Here is a 16,140-nt window from a genome sequence, read left to right as displayed (position 1 = left end):
TGGGAGTGGTCGGGGGGAAAATTCCGGGACTTTTTCCCTGAAAATTAGGTAATTTACCCGATGAAAATGGGTAAAACCCCACACCCCACACCCCACACCCTACACCCTGCCCCTAGGAAAAACTTTTTCAGCAGACCCTAGTTAAAAGCCTAAGAACCGAGAATCCCCCGCTACACCGCGCGAGCGGTTAGCGGGGGAGAGTCAAAATTGGAGCGATCGATTATATATCAATCATTATGAAAGATAAACGGGTATTGCTGACCGGCGGTACGGGAGGACTGGGTTTAGGAGTCACTCCGGCGGTTTTAGACCATGGCGGTCATCTAACCATGACCTATCGGGAGGAAAGGGAGGTAGGTCGTCTGAAATCTCGGTTGAGTGCGGCGGAATTTGAGCGTATTCGCTTTGTCAGGGTGGATTTAACCCAAGAAACTGCCGTGGCTAGATTAATTGATGATCTCGGTCGGGTCGATGTTTTAATTCATCTAGTCGGGGGTTTTACCATGGGGGCGACGGAGGAGTTTAGCTATGAAGATTGGCTAAAAATGTTCGATTTAAACCTCCATAGCACTTTTTTACTGTGTAAACACTGTTTACGCTCGATGAAACTTCATAATTATGGTCGTATCGTCACTATCGGTTCTCGTGGTGCCGTACAACCGGGGGCAAATTTGGCCGCCTATTGTGCCTCGAAAGCGGCGGTAGTGGCTTTAACACAAGCGATCGCAGAAGAAACCAAACAGACTAATATTACCGCTAACGTGGTTTTGCCCAGCATTATCGATACTCCGGGCAACCGGGAAGCGATGGGAGAGGCAAATGCCAAGGACTGGGTAAGTCCCCAATCTCTAGCCGAGGTGATCTGTTTTCTGGCAGGGGAAGGAGCTAAGGACTTGCGCGGGGCGGCAATTCCCGTCTATGGTTCCCTGTGAGTGGTTTTTTGTCTTCGGGCTGATACACTGATAACGGCACTCGCTCTTGCTAAAAATTGGGGTTAATTTATGCTTATTCCGATTCTTATCAGTCTTACTATCTTACTTTTATCCTATCTGCTCGGTTCGATTCCCACGGGTTATTTAATCGGTAAATACAGCAAAGGTATCGATATTCGTGACTATGGTTCCGGTTCCACTGGGGCCACCAATGTGCTAAGAACTCTGGGAAAATCTGCCGGGGCGATGGTGTTATTAATTGATATGTTAAAAGGAATGGCGGCGGTGGCCCTGGTACGCGGGCTATATTTTATTGATGTCAATCCTCTCCCAGAAAGTTGGTATTATTGGTTAATTATCGGGGCAGCATTGGGGGCAATCATCGGTCATAGTAAATCGATTTTCTTGAATTTTAGCGGTGGTAAATCCGTCGCCACCAGTTTAGGGGTTTTATTGGTGATGAATCCCCTAGTGGCTTGCGGAACTTTGGCGAGTTTTTTAGTTATTCTGGCACTTTTCCGGATTGTTTCTTTAGGTTCGATTATCGGGGCGCTGGTGGTGAATATTTTAATGGTTGTTTTGGGTCAACCTCTCCCCTATATTTTATTTAGTTTGATGGGGGGAATCTATGTGATTGTTCGTCATCAGGGTAATATTAAAAGATTGTTGGCAGGGACGGAACCGAAAATAGGCCAGAAAGTACAGCAATCATCGGAAGTAAGTTAATAACTTTCTCAAGTCAGAATAACCACTGTGAAATGAAGTTGACGGCTCAAGAATAGGCTAAGACGCATTTTAACCGCCTATCCTTAGATTAGCTAAATCTCCCCCCGACGTCGGGTAGGGTTGGGGGGGTGTTGCCTCTTTCCCCATCTCAACAAGCAATCTTGTCTTTGAGGTTTAATTAAGACTGTCTGCTGTGGTTTTTAACCAAAGGATAAAACTATTAATATCTTCTTGGACTTGTAGCCATGTATTATAATAGTTATTAACCAGATTTTCTAGTTTTTGTTTTTCCAATTCAAAACCGTAGATATTTCGAACAACGTGCCGAAAGCTTAGGTATTCATTAAGTTTATGCACGGTATCTTCTCGTAATACAGCAGGACGATAATCTTGAGGTTTGCTCATACGATTTAATAGCCTTCTATGCCAGTCATAACTAGATGGTAAGCCACCATTTAACTCAGAAGCGATAATTTGAAAAATTCGTTCACATCCTGTATAGAAGTTATGGAGTTTTAGGGCTAAACTTTCGGCACAAATATCGGCTAGTGCCGGGTTGGTTAGCATTTCCGCTTGAACTAAACGCATTTGGCTTTCTAGCCGATTTAATCTATTAACTTCAGTGGCAATATCAAGGGCGATTTCTTGTAATTCACTGGCACTCATCGGACGCATAAAGACATTCTCCTGTTTGCAAAACTCTTTTAAGAAAATGAGGTTCTAAGTCTTCTATAGGCTTTAAATCAATCCAGCGAGCGCTAATTAAATTAACTTTTCCTAAAGCTTGAAAAAAACTTTCTGGGGGTATGCCAGCCACTGCTAGATCAATATCAGAAGTTTCCTGAAATTTACCTTTAACTAGAGAACCAAACAGGATAATTTTTGTAATTGGGAAATTTTCTTTTAAATAATCAATAACTGGCGGGAGATTTTTCCTTGCCTCTTGAGCTAATTTTTGATTATATTCCTGCTGTTCTTTTTGGCGTTTTTGCCAGTATTCAAGATAGGGATTATTGACCGACATAATAATTATAATAGCGAGTATTTAGCTTGACTTTCTGCCCATTGTTCAAAGAAAATTTGAATATCTTTCTCTAAGTTTCTGTAGATTTTTCTTGCCCTGTCTAAATTAATTTTCAATTGTTCATAATCAATATTTGTGCCGTAGGCATGAGGAAAAAACTGCCGAAATCCTCGCAAACTATTTAACAAAGCGGCGGTTTCTGAAGAAATAAAAGCAGGACGAATTCCGGGGATAGGGACAGTCATTCTGTTTAATAAGGCTGTATGCCATTGCCGAGTATCGGCAATATGATTTTCAAAACAGGCCGCCACTATTTTAAGTAAATCCTCAGTGGCACTGTATAAATTATGGATTTGATAGGCAATGCTTTCCAGGCGAATGACATCATCGGGATTAACACCTTCGGCTCTAACAGCTAGTTTACCATCGATCGCTTTGATTAACTGTAATTGAGCATTTATATCAGCTTTCAACAGGATTAGTTGTCGGTTGTCCATAAAATTCCTTCTTCCCGAATTCGGTGGGCAAAATGACAGTTTTTCAGCAGAATAATATCCACCTCTCTCCCCAGATAATAGGAAAGAATACTAATAGCCTCAAAGTGCAGTTCGGGATTGATATTTTCGACGGCAATATCCACATCAGAACCGGGGTGAAATTTATAGGGACGAGTCACGGAGCCAAAGATATAAGCTCGATTAATTCCGTATTTTACGGCATTTTCATGAAGCCATTGTTGAGTTTTCGCCAGCAGGGTTTGTCTTTCCTGTTCTCCTTGAATATCTTTTTCTTTGAGGATTTTATCGAGTTCTGGGGTAGGAAAAGCGCTCATGGGCTTATTTTACCATTGAGTTTAGGTAAGCGGTTCTAATTAAATAGAAGATAGATTTTGCCTTCGATCCCCCCTACTACCTTGATCAGGGGGGTGCCGAACTGTTTGGTACTTTATTGATGACGACAATGCCCAATTAGCAAAGGTTTGAGCTATCACCACTACAATAAAATCACTACCTATCTTGATTTAGAGGATTTTTTCTAAACCGTAGACGAGGGATTGCAGCTGAGTAACTTTACGGATAGAGAGGAGAACCCCCGGCATATAACAGGAGCGATCGCTGGTATCATGACGAAGGGTATAGATTTCCCCGGGGGAACCGAAAATGACTTCTTGGTGGGCAATTAAACCGGGTAGACGCACGCTATGAATACGGATGTTCTCAGCAGTTAAACCGCCTCTAGCGCCGGGGATAGTTTCTTTTTCGGAAACTTGGGCAGGATTAAAGGTTTTACCTAATTCTGCCAGTAATTCGGCGGTTTTGAGCGCCGTTCCACTGGGTGCGTCTGCTTTTTGATTGTGATGCAGTTCGATAATTTCCACATGATCAAAGTAGCGGGATGCTTGCAGGGCAGCCTGTTGTAGTAAAACCATGCCAAGGGAAAAATTGGGGATAACTAAACAGCCGGTGCTGGCTTTTTCGGCAAATTCGGCTAAATCTTGTAGTTGTGCCGCCGATAATCCCGTAGTTCCCACCACGGGACGCACTCCATAGGCGATCGCACTGCGGGTATTGTCATAAACACCGTCGGGATGGGTAAAATCCACCATCACCCCTTGCACTTTTTCCTGAGTTGCCAGGACTAAAACACTCTGCAAATCGTCGAGAATCGGCACTTCTAGGGGTTCACAACCGGCCACTTCCCCCACATCTTGACCTCGAAAAGCTGGATTTCGATCCACTGCACCCACTAAGATCATATCGTCGGAACGAGCAACGGCTTTAATGACTTCCCGTCCCATTTTACCGGCTGCACCGTTGACAACTACAGGAATCGGTCCTCTATTTTCGGTCATGGTTAATTATTCTCCTTATATATAACCTGAGTTCGGGATAAGAAAAGGGAGAAGTGATCTGCTGAAAAACAGAAAACCATTCAGCCACCTTGCCCTAGGGTTAGTATAGATGCTTTATTCTGTCCTGTCGATGATTTTTGCCAATAATTTGCACCTCAATGCTCAAAAAGCTTACTTGCTTATGGACTGAAGACTCGACAACGAAAAATAAGCTTATGTCTGGGGGAAATTATGACGATTTTAATCGCTTTTCATACGGCGGATTCAGGCTCAGTCTGGTACATCTTCTCAGTGGAAAGGCTTATCCAATAATACTAAATCCGGTTATTAAAAACTGATTATTTAGGGTTTGCTGAATAATGGTAAAACCCTTTTAAAATAAGGCTTTTGACCTGTTAAAATCCGATGTTCATGCTGCGAAAATCGGATTGGGACCATCAAAAACCTTGCATTATCCTTACTATAGTACATAAGTTGGTACAAAAAAGAGAGGGCAACAAAGCCTGAAACTCCCGACGACCGGCTACTGACGACCGGCTACTGACTCCTAACCCCACCAACAAACTTTTTGCCGCAAACCCTATTTAGACCATGTAGCTGAATACTGGAGCGATGCTTGTGCCAATTTACCCAGTTATCAGCACTTTGTTGAGTGGATTCCTGTAACTTTGATTCCTTTTTGCCTCTATCTCAAACATTGCTGCTGATGCGTTTCAAATTTGAATTGGCGTACCAAGATTGGCCATCTCAAAACTTTGAAAACCGCAAAAGCCCTCAATTTTTAGGGATTGTAACATGAGTGATTACCCCGGATTTTCAGTTCTTAAATCTAGTTTATCTCAACCCCAGAAAACACCTCAATTAATGACAGAGCAGCACCAGGGCGATACCGATACCCAAACTTAAACCGACCAGCACTTGAAAAGGAGTATGACCAATTAATTCCTTTAAACGTTCCTCGTTAAATTCCTTGCCCTCCTGGAACATTTCATCGATAATTTGATTGAGAATCCTGGCCTGTTTTCCTGCTGCCTGACGCACTCCAGCTGCATCATACATAACAATAACCGCAAAAAGCGCCGCAATCGCAAATTCGGGACTAGACCAACCCATCTGTAATCCTACCCCAGTAGCCAAGGCCCCCACCAGCGCCGAGTGAGCGCTAGGCATTCCTCCCGACGAGACTAGATAGCGCAGACTCACCTTACCATCGCGGATTAACTCAATCAGCGCTTTTAGTCCCTGGGCAGTGAAACAAGCTAAAAGAGAGACTAGCAGTATTTGATTGTGTAACACCTGCTCGAAGTCCTGCATAATCTCATTCGTTTAATTTAATTTTTACGATTAACAATATACTCGGCGATGGCCCGTAAAGGTTCAGCGGCCTCATCGTAGCCACTCAATTCACCGATGGCACTATCTATTAACTGTTGAGCTTGCTGGCGGGACTCTTCTATCCCCCAGAGACTAGGATAGGTGGCTTTTTGTGCCTGTAGATCCTTACCGGCGGTTTTGCCCAATTCCTCCTTTGTCGCCGTGATATCGAGAACATCATCGATAATTTGGAAAGCCAAGCCAATATTTTGGGCATAACGGGCTAATTTAGCTATATCTTCCGCTTTTGCCCCCGCTAAAACTGCCCCCGACACCACAGAAGTCTCCAACAGGGCCCCCGTTTTCTGAGTATGGATAAAACCGAGAGTTTCCGCCGAAATATCGGGTTTTCCTGCGGATTCCAAGTCTAAAACCTGACCCCCCACCAAACCCGCTGCCCCGACAGTGCGACCTAAACGGGCAATTACCTCTAAAATCTGTAGGGGAGGTACATTACGAGTCTGGGTAGCCACATACTCGAAAGCGTAGGCCAGGAGACCATCCCCGGCTAAAATAGCGATATCTTCGCCAAAAACCTTGTGATTGGTTAATTTCCCGCGTCGGTAATCATCGTTATCCATGGCGGGTAAATCGTCATGAATTAATGACATAGTGTGAATCATTTCTAGGGCGCAAGCGGTGGGTAAAGCCATCTCTAGGGAACCCCCCATCAATTCACAGGTAGCCAGACATAAAATCGGCCGCAGACGTTTGCCACCGGCGAGGAGAGAATAGCGCATCGCCTCGTAGATTTTGGCAGGATTGCCGATAACTAAAGAGCTGTCTAAAGCTGACTCGACAATTAACCGCTTTTCCTCCAGATAGGAAGCCAGAGAAAAGCTCTCGTTTTTCCTCACTTCTACTCCTCGTTCGCCCCTAGTAACCATGTCTTTTTGTCTTGAACCGACTGCTTTTAAAACTATATCAGGAAACTCCACCTCGATCGGAATTAAACTGGCTGCTCCCTTGTACCCTAAGCTGTTGATACTAAATCCGTTGAGTATAGGCTACATATCAAGATAGGCAAGAGGCAAGAGGCAAGAGGCAAAAGGAGAAATAGATAATCAGTTTTTAATAACCGGATTTAGTATGACTATCTAAATTACTCCTTCAGACTGCATGGCAGCACCGGAGTTGACAGTCTGAACATTTGTACTAAAATTTCCCAGACGGAGATGGGCCAATTTTCTTTTCTGATGCCTATTTTCTCTTTTAACCTGAAAAAATACATCCCTCAGCCCAGTCCAGGAATTGGCGAAAAACGGGCGATATAATTGAATTTCACCGCAGTTATCCCGGGAGATGCTAAAGTTTTGATGATTCGGTCAAACTTCCGTTTTCTTAGCTTGCAGTTTAGAAATTTCTCGATTAGCCTAGAATTAGGATTATCCTAGGAATATATTGTATGCTGCCAGGGCAAATTTTAGGCGATCGATACCAAATCCAAAGTCAGTTAGGTAAACAAACCGGAAGACGCACTTTTCTCGCCCAAGATCTAAAAACGGGTACTACTGTTGTCGTCAAATTATTAATCTTCAGTCCCGATTTTGAATGGACAGATTTAAAACTCTTTGAACGGGAGGCCGCAACTCTTAAACATCTAGATTGTCGCTCGATTCCTGAATATATCGACTATTTTGAAGTTCGCACCGATACCTATCAAGGTTTTGCCCTTGTTCAGAGTTATATCGAGGCTAAATCTCTCAAGGAACAGGTAGAAACCGGTCGCAAATTTACTGAAGCAGACCTACAAGAATTAGCTAAATCTATCCTAGGTATTTTAATTTATCTCCATGGACTTAACCCGCCAATTATCCACCGGGATTTGAAACCTAGTAATATCTTATTAAAAGATCGCTCGGGCCATAGTATCGGTAATGTTTATTTAATTGATTTTGGTTCTGTCCAGACTGTTGCCCAACAGGAACAGGCCACTTTAACTATCGTCGGAACCTACGGTTATATGCCCCCTGAACAATTCGGTGGTCGCACCGTTGCCGCTTCTGATTTATACAGTTTAGGAGCCACTTTAATCTATCTAGCTACAGGCATTCATCCCGCCGATTTACCCCAAAAAGATGGCAAAATTCAATTAAATAATTTAGCCAATTTAAGCCCTGCTTTTGTTCATTGGTTAGGGCAATTACTTGAACCTAGTCTCGAGAAAAGGTTTATTTCAGCACAAGCAGCAAATCAAGCTTTAAATACTCTCCACGAAATTCAATTAACTGCCTCGAACCTTGAAAAACCCGCAGGGAGTCGGGTACAGTTGCAAAAAAGCGAGGAGAAAATTAAAATATCTTTACCTCCCGAAGGTTTTACCCCTAAATTAATTTTTCTTGGAGCCTTTGCCATCGCTTGGAACGCTTTTTTATTAGTATGGACAGGAGGAGCAGTTTCCATTCCTCTGTGGATAAGTTGGTTTTTTCTGCTCTTTTCCTTGCCTTTTTGGTTTGTGGGTTTAGGAATGCTTTACCAGATTATTTATTGTCTCAAAGGGGAGGAAATTATCACTATTGATAGTCAAGAAATTGTTGCCATTCAGCGAATTTGGGGTTTGACACTTCCGGGCAAAAATAAAATGGCACGGCAACATATTAATAAACTGGTGAAAGCTGATGGTTATCATAGCAAAGATGGTGATGGCGATCAAGTTTATGTACCGATGGCTTTAACTATTTGGGTGGGGACTAAAGAATATACTATTAGCAGTAAAACAAAAGAATATCTGAGTCAACCCGAAATTGAATGGTTAGCAGCGGAATTAAGCCAATGGCTAGGAATACCAATTACTAATAAGTAGCCGGTTGCAATCAGCTTTTTTCTCCCTTCTCCCTTCTCCCCACTCCCCCACGGATTACTGTTTACTGCTTACTGATAACTGAAAAATCTCCCCACTTCCCCACTTCCCATCTCCTAATTCATAACTCATAATTCATAATTCTTTCTCCCCCATCTCCCTTCTCCCCTCTCCCCCACGGATTACTGATTACTGTTTACTGCTTACTGATAACTGAAAAATCTCCCCACTCCCCACTTCCCACCCCCTGATATAGACGAACTGTCTGTGAGCGGTGTAAAATTTTATGAAGGGTCTGGGTTTTTTTCTCCCTTTTCCTGAGAAATCCCCCAGAGCCAGTGACTAAGATCAAAATTGTGCATCCCATCGATAATTAAGTTTATGAGCGCCACTATTACCGTAGAAAAACGCAAATTAGAAAAACCCCCTTTAGAACTGCATTATCTCGGCGATCGAGTCCTGCGTCAACCGGCCAAGCGGATTGCTAAAGTCGATGACAGCATCCGCCAATTAGCCAGAGAAATGCTGCAAACTATGTATAGTTCCAATGGTATCGGTTTAGCGGCTCCGCAAGTGGCAGTCAATAAACAATTGATTGTCATCGATTGTGAACACGATAAACCGGAAAATCCGCCCCTAATTCTGATTAATCCCCAAATTATCGGTTATAGTCGGGAATTGTGCAAAGCGGAAGAGGGTTGTTTGAGTATTCCCGATGTGTTTTTAGATGTCATCCGTCCCCAAGCGATCGAAGTGAGTTATAAAGATGAACAGGGGAAACCGCGAAAACTGCAAGCTAACGGTTTACTAGCGCGGGTAATTCAACACGAAATGGACCATCTTAATGGTGTCATGTTCGTGGACAGAGTAGATAACGATTTGGCACTCAATGAAGAATTAAAAAAACACGGTTTTTCCGTGCAAGCGGTGAAACCGGTCGAGAAAGTGACAAAATAAAGGCATTAGTTAATTTAGGTGAGGAGTGAAGATGACCCCGAAAAGCGGCGTTTTATTGTTATTATCCTGTATTGCAGCGATCGCTGGTGTGGGTTGTGTCTTTGAAATTAGTTCGGGAGAACCGGATTTAGGCAATACCACCACTGGCCTAATTCTAGCGGCAAGTGTACCATTAACAGCCCTATTTTTTTGGGCGGCGGTTAAAGACACGAGAGCCAATTACAAATAGAATAACTTCCCCTCGGTTGCAGAAGAGAGAATTTATTTCTCTCTTTTGTTTGTTTTAACTACAGGACAAATTGCCAGAAAAAGTTACTACTTTTGAGGACTTTAAGTAGCTGGTTATAATTAAATTAAAAATAGTTTTTAGGTTCGATACCCCCTTAGTACTAGGGTTGATTCATAGTAGGGTTGATTCATGAATCAACCCTACCCTTAGTCCCCCGTTGATAAGGGTGGTGTCTGATAATTTTTAACGCCTACCTACTTATCATCTTTCATGACAATCAATTATCTGCCGACCAGTGAAAACCTGATTAGGTAAAGATTTCCCCCCTCTCTCCTCTATCCGCAATCTAGAATGATAAAATAGGTGAAGTTCAAAGCATCATTCATTAGCTATGACCACAACCTACAAAGTAGAAATTTCCCATTTAGGAACAACACAAACGATCGAAGTTAGGGAAGATCAAACTATACTACAGGCGGCCTACGATGCGGGGATTGACTTACCCAGTTCTTGCAATGCGGGCGTATGTACTACCTGCGCCGCTCAACTTTCCCAGGGTAGCGTCGAACAAGGAGAGGGCATGGGATTATCCCCCGACCTGCAAAAAGAAGGCTATGCTTTGTTATGTGTGGCCTATCCTCGCTCCGATATTAAACTGGAATCTGGCAAGGAAGAAGTAGTTTATCAACGTCAATTCGGGAAACCCTAGGACAAACTGGGGGTAATATGAGAAATTTTCGGGGGTTTCCCCCCAAAAAACCAGATTTTGAGCCAATAGAACCGGCGAACCCTAACTGACAGCCGAATGCTGACTACTAAGGGAGAACTTTTCCTCTCTACCCTTAAGGGCCGCTTTCATGAAACCAGAAAAGAGAGGATGAGCTTTATTGGGACGAGAGCGAAATTCGGGGTGAAATTGGGTAGCAATAAAGAAAGGATGTTTTGGTAGTTCGATAATTTCCACCAAACGACCATCAGGAGAAGTGCCACTCACCAGATAACCAGTCTCAAAAAAGAGACTACGATAGGCATTATTAAACTCGTAACGGTGACGATGGCGCTCATAGATAACCTCCTGACCGTAGAGAGAGAAAGCCAGACTATCGGGATTTAAACGGCAGGGATAGAGACCTAAGCGCATTGTTCCCCCTAAATCCACCACATCCGCCTGTTCTGGCAGTAAATTAATCACTGGATTGGGTGTATCCTCTTCAAATTCGGAACTATTGGCCCTTTCTAATCGGGCCACATTGCGACCCCATTCGATAATCGAACACTGCATCCCTAAACAGAGACCCAAGAAAGGAATATTATTGACCCTAGCATACTCGATCGCCTTAATTTTGCCATCCACACCCCTAATACCAAAACCACCGGGTACAACAATACCGTCAACACCGCTTAAATGAGCTTCGGCCGAATCGTTATCCACATCTTCAGCACTTACCCAACGCAATTCTATCTCGCTATCAAGGGCAATAGCAGCGTGTTTCAAGGCCTCCACCACCGAGAGATAAGCGTCCCCCAATTGCACATATTTACCAACGATAGCTATCTCTAATTTTTGACTAGGGGATTGCATCTGTCGGATGAGATTTTCCCACTCCTCCAGATGGGGGTATCGGGGACCCAGGTTTAATAATTCTAGGGTTTGTTGCGCTAATCCCTCTTTTTCCAGATTGAGAGGAACTTCGTAGATACTGCTGGCATCCTGAGCAGTAATCACCGATTCCACCGGCACATCACAGAAAGCTGAGAGTTTTTCTTTTAAACCCGGTTGTAGGGGTAGATGACAACGACAGACTAACACATCCGGTTGAATGCCGATCGATCTTAATTCCTTGACCGAGTGTTGCGTCGGTTTAGTTTTCATCTCCTTAGCGGCCGGAATCCAAGGAATTAGGGTAACGTGCATATAAACCACGTTATTTCGACCTACATCCTTCCTAAATTGCCTAATTGCTTCTAAAAAAGGCAAAGATTCGATGTCTCCCACCGTACCACCAATTTCTGTGATGACAATATCGGGGTTGGTATCTTTGGCCACCCGGAGAATCCTTTCCTTGATTTCGTTGGTAATATGGGGAATTACCTGCACGGTTCCCCCCATATAAGCACCACGGCGCTCTTTATTCAATACCGCTTGATAAATCGAGCCAGTAGTCACGCTATTGAGACGGGAGAGTTCCGTATCGGTAAAACGTTCGTAGTGGCCAAGGTCGAGGTCGGTTTCGGCCCCATCATCGGTGACAAATACCTCTCCGTGTTGAAAAGGACTCATCGTACCCGGATCCACGTTGATGTAGGGGTCTAATTTCAGAATTGAGACGGAATAATCCCGACTTTTCAACAATCTTCCCAAACTAGCGGCGACAATTCCTTTCCCAATACTGGAGACAACTCCCCCGGTGACAAAGACAAATTTACTCATAAAATTCTTCCTGCGATCGATTATACCTAGCAAGGGGTAAGAGTTTTCGGGATGGGGCGGTGTCATTTTCCCAGATTTCATTATAGCTGGATGACCTATACCCCGATCCTCGTTTTAGCTCCCTCTCGAAAATCTATTGCACCACAGCCTTTAGTCACCTTCATGCCGATCATGTAAATTTTCCGCTACAATCGAGAGTACTAAGACTCAGGCAATTGTAAAGTAATATTAATGATAGATTTTAATACCCTCGCTGAATTTTCCCGCAACTATTGCGTCTCGATTTGTGCCTTTTTAGTACCCGCTAACTTAGTAACCACCGTTTTAACAGTTCTTTTTCTCTATTTCGGTCGTCCTACCCGTCAAATCTTCCCCATTGCTTCCCTAGCTTTGTTGTTCGCTATCACCATGTTTCTCCACGTCGCCACCTGGTTGATGATTGGTGTGGTTATGGCCCCCACTTTTATCCTCTTTGGACTGGGTTTAACCTGTTTTGTGATCAATCTTCAAGCCATCAGCGATCGCCAAAGCTTGGAACAGTTATTACACACCGGGGTTAATCGTCTGGCACGCTCATTCAACTAAAGAAAAGCGCCGAGACTTCCCACTCCACCATGAAGATAACCGCTAGATCTGGCTGAATTTTTTTCAGCCAAAGACTTGACAAACTCCAAAATTTCTGCTAACCTTGTAGTATAGTGGGAATCCGTGTCCGCCTACGAACTCTCTTTTTAACTCTTTCTTAAGAATAAAAATTTTAACCCGAATTGCCGGTAGTAGCTAAACTAAGAGCAGTACCACGGGAAACGGTGACTATGGAAGTTATTTGTACGCGTCCCCACTGTCCGAGACCGCGTAATCAATGCCCAGACCTAGACGATAGCAATCGCTTAACCTCGATCGAGCAGAAATATTGTACTACTTGCGGGATGCCATTAATTTTAGGGGGACGTTATTTGCCAGAACGTCTATTGGGACAAGGAGGATTTGGGGCGGCATTTTTAGCAGTAGATCGTTATAGTCCCAAAAAAGCTAAATGTGTACTCAAACAATTTCAACCTTCGGGTAATTTAAGTCCGCAAGCTTTAGAAAAAGCGAAAAACTTATTTTTTCAAGAAGCGCACGTTTTAGAAGATTTAGGCCGAGAACATCCCCAAATCCCCGATCTCTATGCTTTTTTCCCTTTAACAGTCAAGAATCAATTAACGGGAAAAGAAGAGCAATTTTTCTATCTGGCCCAGGAATATATCGACGGTAAAAACTTAGAAGAAATTCTCCAACAGCAACAAAAACCCTTTCAAGAAAGTGAAGTCAAAAACATTCTCAAAGAATTACTTCTTATCCTCAAATTTATTCATGAAAATGGTTCCATTCACCGGGATATAAAACCATCTAACATCATGCGCTCCCAAAATGGCCGCCTCTATTTACTCGATTTTGGGGCAGTAAAACAGGCTACCAATAACCCTAGTAATACACAAGAGAAATCCACAACAATTTACTCAGCTGGATTTGCTCCTCCCGAACAACAATTAGGCAATCAGGTATCGGCAGCCACAGATTTATATGCCCTAGCAGCTACCTGTGTTATACTCTTAACTAATCGCGATCCTGATGATCTATACGATCCCCAAAAACAGGTCTGGAATTGGCAAAATTATGCCCCCAACATCAGTGCAGATTTAGCAAGAGTATTCAATAAAATGTTACTAGCAAATCCCCTGGATAGATTTCAATCCTGTGGAGAAGTTTTAACCGCTTTAAATACACCTCCCCCATCTCCTCCAGCTTCTCAAATTCCTCCATCTTCCCCATCTCCTCCAGCTTCCCCAATTCCTCCATCCCCTCCAGCTTCTCCAGTGATTAGAAAAACTTCCCGCTTTTCTCTTGGGGAAACCTTCGCTAATGCTGCCTTTACAGGATTTGAGGGGACATTATTAGTAATTGCCTTAAATAGTTTACTCCCCTCGCTAGGAATTGTCATCGCTTTTATGATCTTAGGTGGCTTAGTTTTGGCATTATTTAAAAAAGTGATTGAAGGGAGAGATTTACCGATTCTAGCAGCAATTACCCTCACCCTCATCTTCTTTCTTTCGCAACTGCAAGGAAGCCTAAATTTTCCTGAAATTGCTATCATTGCCGTGATGGCAGCCATCGGAGCAATTGCTATTACTGCCTTTTTCCGGTTAATATATCAGATAATTTTGCGATTATTTTAAAACCCTGAAAGTTGCCAAATTATCATCACTACCGCCGGTAATCGTGCCACCGAGGTCTAAAATAGTTTGCAGATAGTCGAGGACTTCCTGAGAAATTAACTCACCCGGCATCAAAACGGGAATACCGGGAGGATAGGGACAGATAACATCAGCACTAAGACGATCGAGGGCATTTTTCCGGGATACTATCTCTGTAGGGGCAAAAAAAGCCTTTCTAGGAGAAATAGCGAGATTTCCCATGACTAGGGCAGGAGTCAGGGGTAAACTGGTAGAGGAAGGAGATTGAAGGCATTGAAAAGCAGTAATTAGGCGATTAATGTGTTCGCGATGATTGCCGATGGAGATAATAAAAGTAAGTTGGCTTAAAGTCGGTAATTCTGCGGTGACAGCGTATTTTTCTCGCAAAATATCGTCTATTTCGTAACCAGTTAAGCCAAAATCTTTGACGATTACCGTTAAACGAGTGCGATCGAACCAGTGACAACCCGGGATAGAATGGGGAAAGTCTAAAACAGAGATATTAGGGATTTTATTGAGTTCTTTTCGGGCAGAAGCGGCTAAATCGAGGGTTTTGGTCAGTAAATCTAGTCCTTGCGTCGCCATTTGCTTTCTAGCACTATCAAGGGAAGCGAGAAGCAAATAACTAGGGCTAGTGGTTTGAACTAATTGTAAGGCTCGATCGACTTTTTCGGAACTAATGCGATCGCTTTTTAAGTGTAACATTGATGCTTGAGTTAAGGCCCCTAAAACCTTATGGGTGGACTGAATAGCCATATCAGCGCCGAGAGACAGGGCAGCCGGAGGTAAATCGGGATGAAAGGCAAAATGCGCCCCGTGAGCCTCATCGACGAGCAGCGGGATAGAATAATGATCGGTAATCTGGGCGATAGTTTCTAAGTCACAGCAAACCCCTTGATAGGTGGGAGAGACTACCATCACCGCTTTGGCGTCGGGATGAAGTTTCAGGGCATTTTCGAGGGATTGGGGGGTTATATTTAAATTTAGATCGATAGTGGGATTATATTCGGGATTGATAAAGATAGGCTGCGCCCCAGAGAGAATTAAGCCCGAAATTGCCGATTTATGAATATTTCTCGCCAAAATAATTTTATCTCCCTCGCCGCAAGTGGCTAAAATCGCCGCAATAATGCCACAACTGGAGCCATTGACTAAAAACCAGCTTTTATCTGCCCCAAATGTCTCGGCTGCTAAAATTTGCGCTTCTTTAATCACCCCCGTCGGGGCAAACAAATTATCAAGGTCGGGTAATTCGGGTAAATCGGCTTTAAAGACGCTTTTTCCCAGTAAATTACTTAAATCTTCCCCGATTCCTTCCCCCTGCTTATGCCCTGGTGCATAAAATGGTACATCTAAACTATTGACTTTTTTTTGCAGTTGTGATACTAGCGGAGCAGATTCTGGCGAAGGCATTGTGAGAAGTGGGAAGTGGGGTGTGGGGTGTGGGGTGTGGGGTGTGGGGTGTGGGGTGTGGGGAAGTAGGGTGTGGGCTGTGGGGACGAAGCTTTAGGGGTTTGGGGTGTGGGGTGTGGGGAAGTAGCGTTTGGGGTGGGGGGTGTGGGAATTATAAATAAAAAT

Annotated in this window: 17 protein-coding genes; 8 read left to right on the top strand and 9 right to left on the bottom strand. The window is 43.6% G+C overall.

Annotated features, from left to right (window positions below; all coding sequences use genetic code 11):
- Positions 1-236 precede the first annotated feature (236 nt).
- The gene (gene fabG, locus O9295_RS23375) at positions 237-932 is read left to right on the top strand and encodes a 3-oxoacyl-ACP reductase FabG (protein WP_147069907.1); all 696 of its coding nucleotides are present in this window, start codon (positions 237-239) and stop codon (positions 930-932) included.
- 69 nt (positions 933-1,001) lie between these two features.
- On the top strand, positions 1,002-1,658 hold the full coding sequence (gene plsY, locus O9295_RS23370; RefSeq protein WP_147069909.1) for a glycerol-3-phosphate 1-O-acyltransferase PlsY: 657 nt from the start codon (positions 1,002-1,004) through the stop codon (positions 1,656-1,658).
- 174 nt (positions 1,659-1,832) lie between these two features.
- Here plsY and O9295_RS23365 read toward each other — a convergent pair whose 3' ends face one another.
- The 7 genes from O9295_RS23365 to crtE form a co-directional block, all read right to left on the bottom strand.
- Positions 1,833-2,324, bottom strand: a complete 492-nt coding sequence (locus O9295_RS23365; RefSeq protein WP_261779472.1) for a ribonuclease toxin HepT-like protein — start codon at positions 2,322-2,324, stop codon at positions 1,833-1,835.
- The gene (locus tag O9295_RS23360; RefSeq protein ID WP_012264857.1) at positions 2,311-2,682 is read right to left on the bottom strand and encodes a nucleotidyltransferase family protein; all 372 of its coding nucleotides are present in this window, start codon (positions 2,680-2,682) and stop codon (positions 2,311-2,313) included. The genes O9295_RS23365 and O9295_RS23360 overlap by 14 nt, the downstream gene beginning before the upstream one ends.
- 5 nt (positions 2,683-2,687) lie before the next feature.
- Complete coding sequence (locus O9295_RS23355) at positions 2,688-3,179, bottom strand: ribonuclease toxin HepT-like protein (RefSeq protein ID WP_147069911.1); 492 nt, start codon at positions 3,177-3,179, stop codon at positions 2,688-2,690.
- Positions 3,161-3,514 carry a nucleotidyltransferase family protein gene (locus O9295_RS23350; protein WP_193961847.1) on the bottom strand — a complete coding sequence of 118 codons (354 nt, stop codon included), beginning with the start codon at positions 3,512-3,514 and terminating at the stop codon, positions 3,161-3,163. The genes O9295_RS23355 and O9295_RS23350 overlap by 19 nt, the downstream gene beginning before the upstream one ends.
- Positions 3,515-3,703: 189 nt before the next feature.
- Positions 3,704-4,534 carry a 4-hydroxy-tetrahydrodipicolinate reductase gene (dapB, locus tag O9295_RS23345; RefSeq protein WP_288035679.1) on the bottom strand — a complete coding sequence of 277 codons (831 nt, stop codon included), beginning with the start codon at positions 4,532-4,534 and terminating at the stop codon, positions 3,704-3,706.
- 861 nt (positions 4,535-5,395) lie between these two features.
- Positions 5,396-5,848, bottom strand: a complete 453-nt coding sequence (locus tag O9295_RS23340) for a divergent PAP2 family protein (RefSeq protein ID WP_079209560.1) — start codon at positions 5,846-5,848, stop codon at positions 5,396-5,398.
- Positions 5,849-5,865: 17 nt separating this feature from the next.
- Complete coding sequence (gene crtE / locus O9295_RS23335) at positions 5,866-6,795, bottom strand: geranylgeranyl diphosphate synthase CrtE (RefSeq protein WP_147069915.1); 930 nt, start codon at positions 6,793-6,795, stop codon at positions 5,866-5,868.
- 518 nt (positions 6,796-7,313) lie between these two features.
- On the opposite strand from crtE, the gene O9295_RS23330 reads away from it, so the two are divergent.
- The 4 genes from O9295_RS23330 (at position 7,314) to O9295_RS23315 (ending at position 10,603) form a co-directional block, all read left to right on the top strand.
- Positions 7,314-8,711: a serine/threonine protein kinase gene (locus O9295_RS23330; protein ID WP_288035676.1), complete on the top strand. Its 1,398-nt coding sequence runs from the start codon at positions 7,314-7,316 to the stop codon at positions 8,709-8,711.
- A gap of 378 nt (positions 8,712-9,089) precedes the next feature.
- Positions 9,090-9,665 carry a peptide deformylase gene (def, locus tag O9295_RS23325; protein WP_002748816.1) on the top strand — a complete coding sequence of 192 codons (576 nt, stop codon included), beginning with the start codon at positions 9,090-9,092 and terminating at the stop codon, positions 9,663-9,665.
- 31 nt (positions 9,666-9,696) lie between these two features.
- Entirely contained in the window at positions 9,697-9,894 is a 198-nt protein-coding gene (locus O9295_RS23320) for a hypothetical protein (protein WP_002731987.1), read from the top strand.
- Between the two features lie 391 nt (positions 9,895-10,285).
- Positions 10,286-10,603, top strand: a complete 318-nt coding sequence (locus O9295_RS23315) for a 2Fe-2S iron-sulfur cluster-binding protein (protein ID WP_002768334.1) — start codon at positions 10,286-10,288, stop codon at positions 10,601-10,603.
- Positions 10,604-10,684: 81 nt separating this feature from the next.
- Here the strand turns inward: O9295_RS23315 and pyrG are convergent, their stop codons facing one another.
- The gene (gene pyrG / locus O9295_RS23310) at positions 10,685-12,325 is read right to left on the bottom strand and encodes a glutamine hydrolyzing CTP synthase (protein WP_147069919.1); all 1,641 of its coding nucleotides are present in this window, start codon (positions 12,323-12,325) and stop codon (positions 10,685-10,687) included.
- 231 nt (positions 12,326-12,556) lie between these two features.
- Here pyrG and O9295_RS23305 point away from each other — a divergent pair, with 231 nt between their 5' ends.
- Together O9295_RS23305 and O9295_RS23300 are read left to right on the top strand one after the other, a co-directional pair.
- The gene (locus O9295_RS23305; RefSeq protein ID WP_002798561.1) at positions 12,557-12,910 is read left to right on the top strand and encodes a hypothetical protein; all 354 of its coding nucleotides are present in this window, start codon (positions 12,557-12,559) and stop codon (positions 12,908-12,910) included.
- 230 nt (positions 12,911-13,140) lie between these two features.
- On the top strand, positions 13,141-14,544 hold the full coding sequence (locus tag O9295_RS23300) for a serine/threonine-protein kinase (protein WP_002798560.1): 1,404 nt from the start codon (positions 13,141-13,143) through the stop codon (positions 14,542-14,544).
- On the opposite strand, the gene O9295_RS23295 is transcribed toward O9295_RS23300, so the two are convergent.
- A complete protein-coding gene (locus O9295_RS23295; RefSeq protein WP_288035671.1) occupies positions 14,536-15,975 on the bottom strand; it encodes an aminotransferase class I/II-fold pyridoxal phosphate-dependent enzyme in 1,440 nt (479 codons plus the stop codon). The genes O9295_RS23300 and O9295_RS23295 overlap by 9 nt on opposite strands.
- Between the last annotated feature and the right edge of the window lie 165 nt (positions 15,976-16,140).

This window comes from Microcystis sp. LE18-22.4A (assembly GCF_027531105.1).
Classification (GTDB): Bacteria; Cyanobacteriota; Cyanobacteriia; order Cyanobacteriales; family Microcystaceae; genus Microcystis; species Microcystis aeruginosa.
Note: the sequence above shows the minus strand (reverse complement) of the source record. Positions and strands in the feature narration are given on the sequence as shown.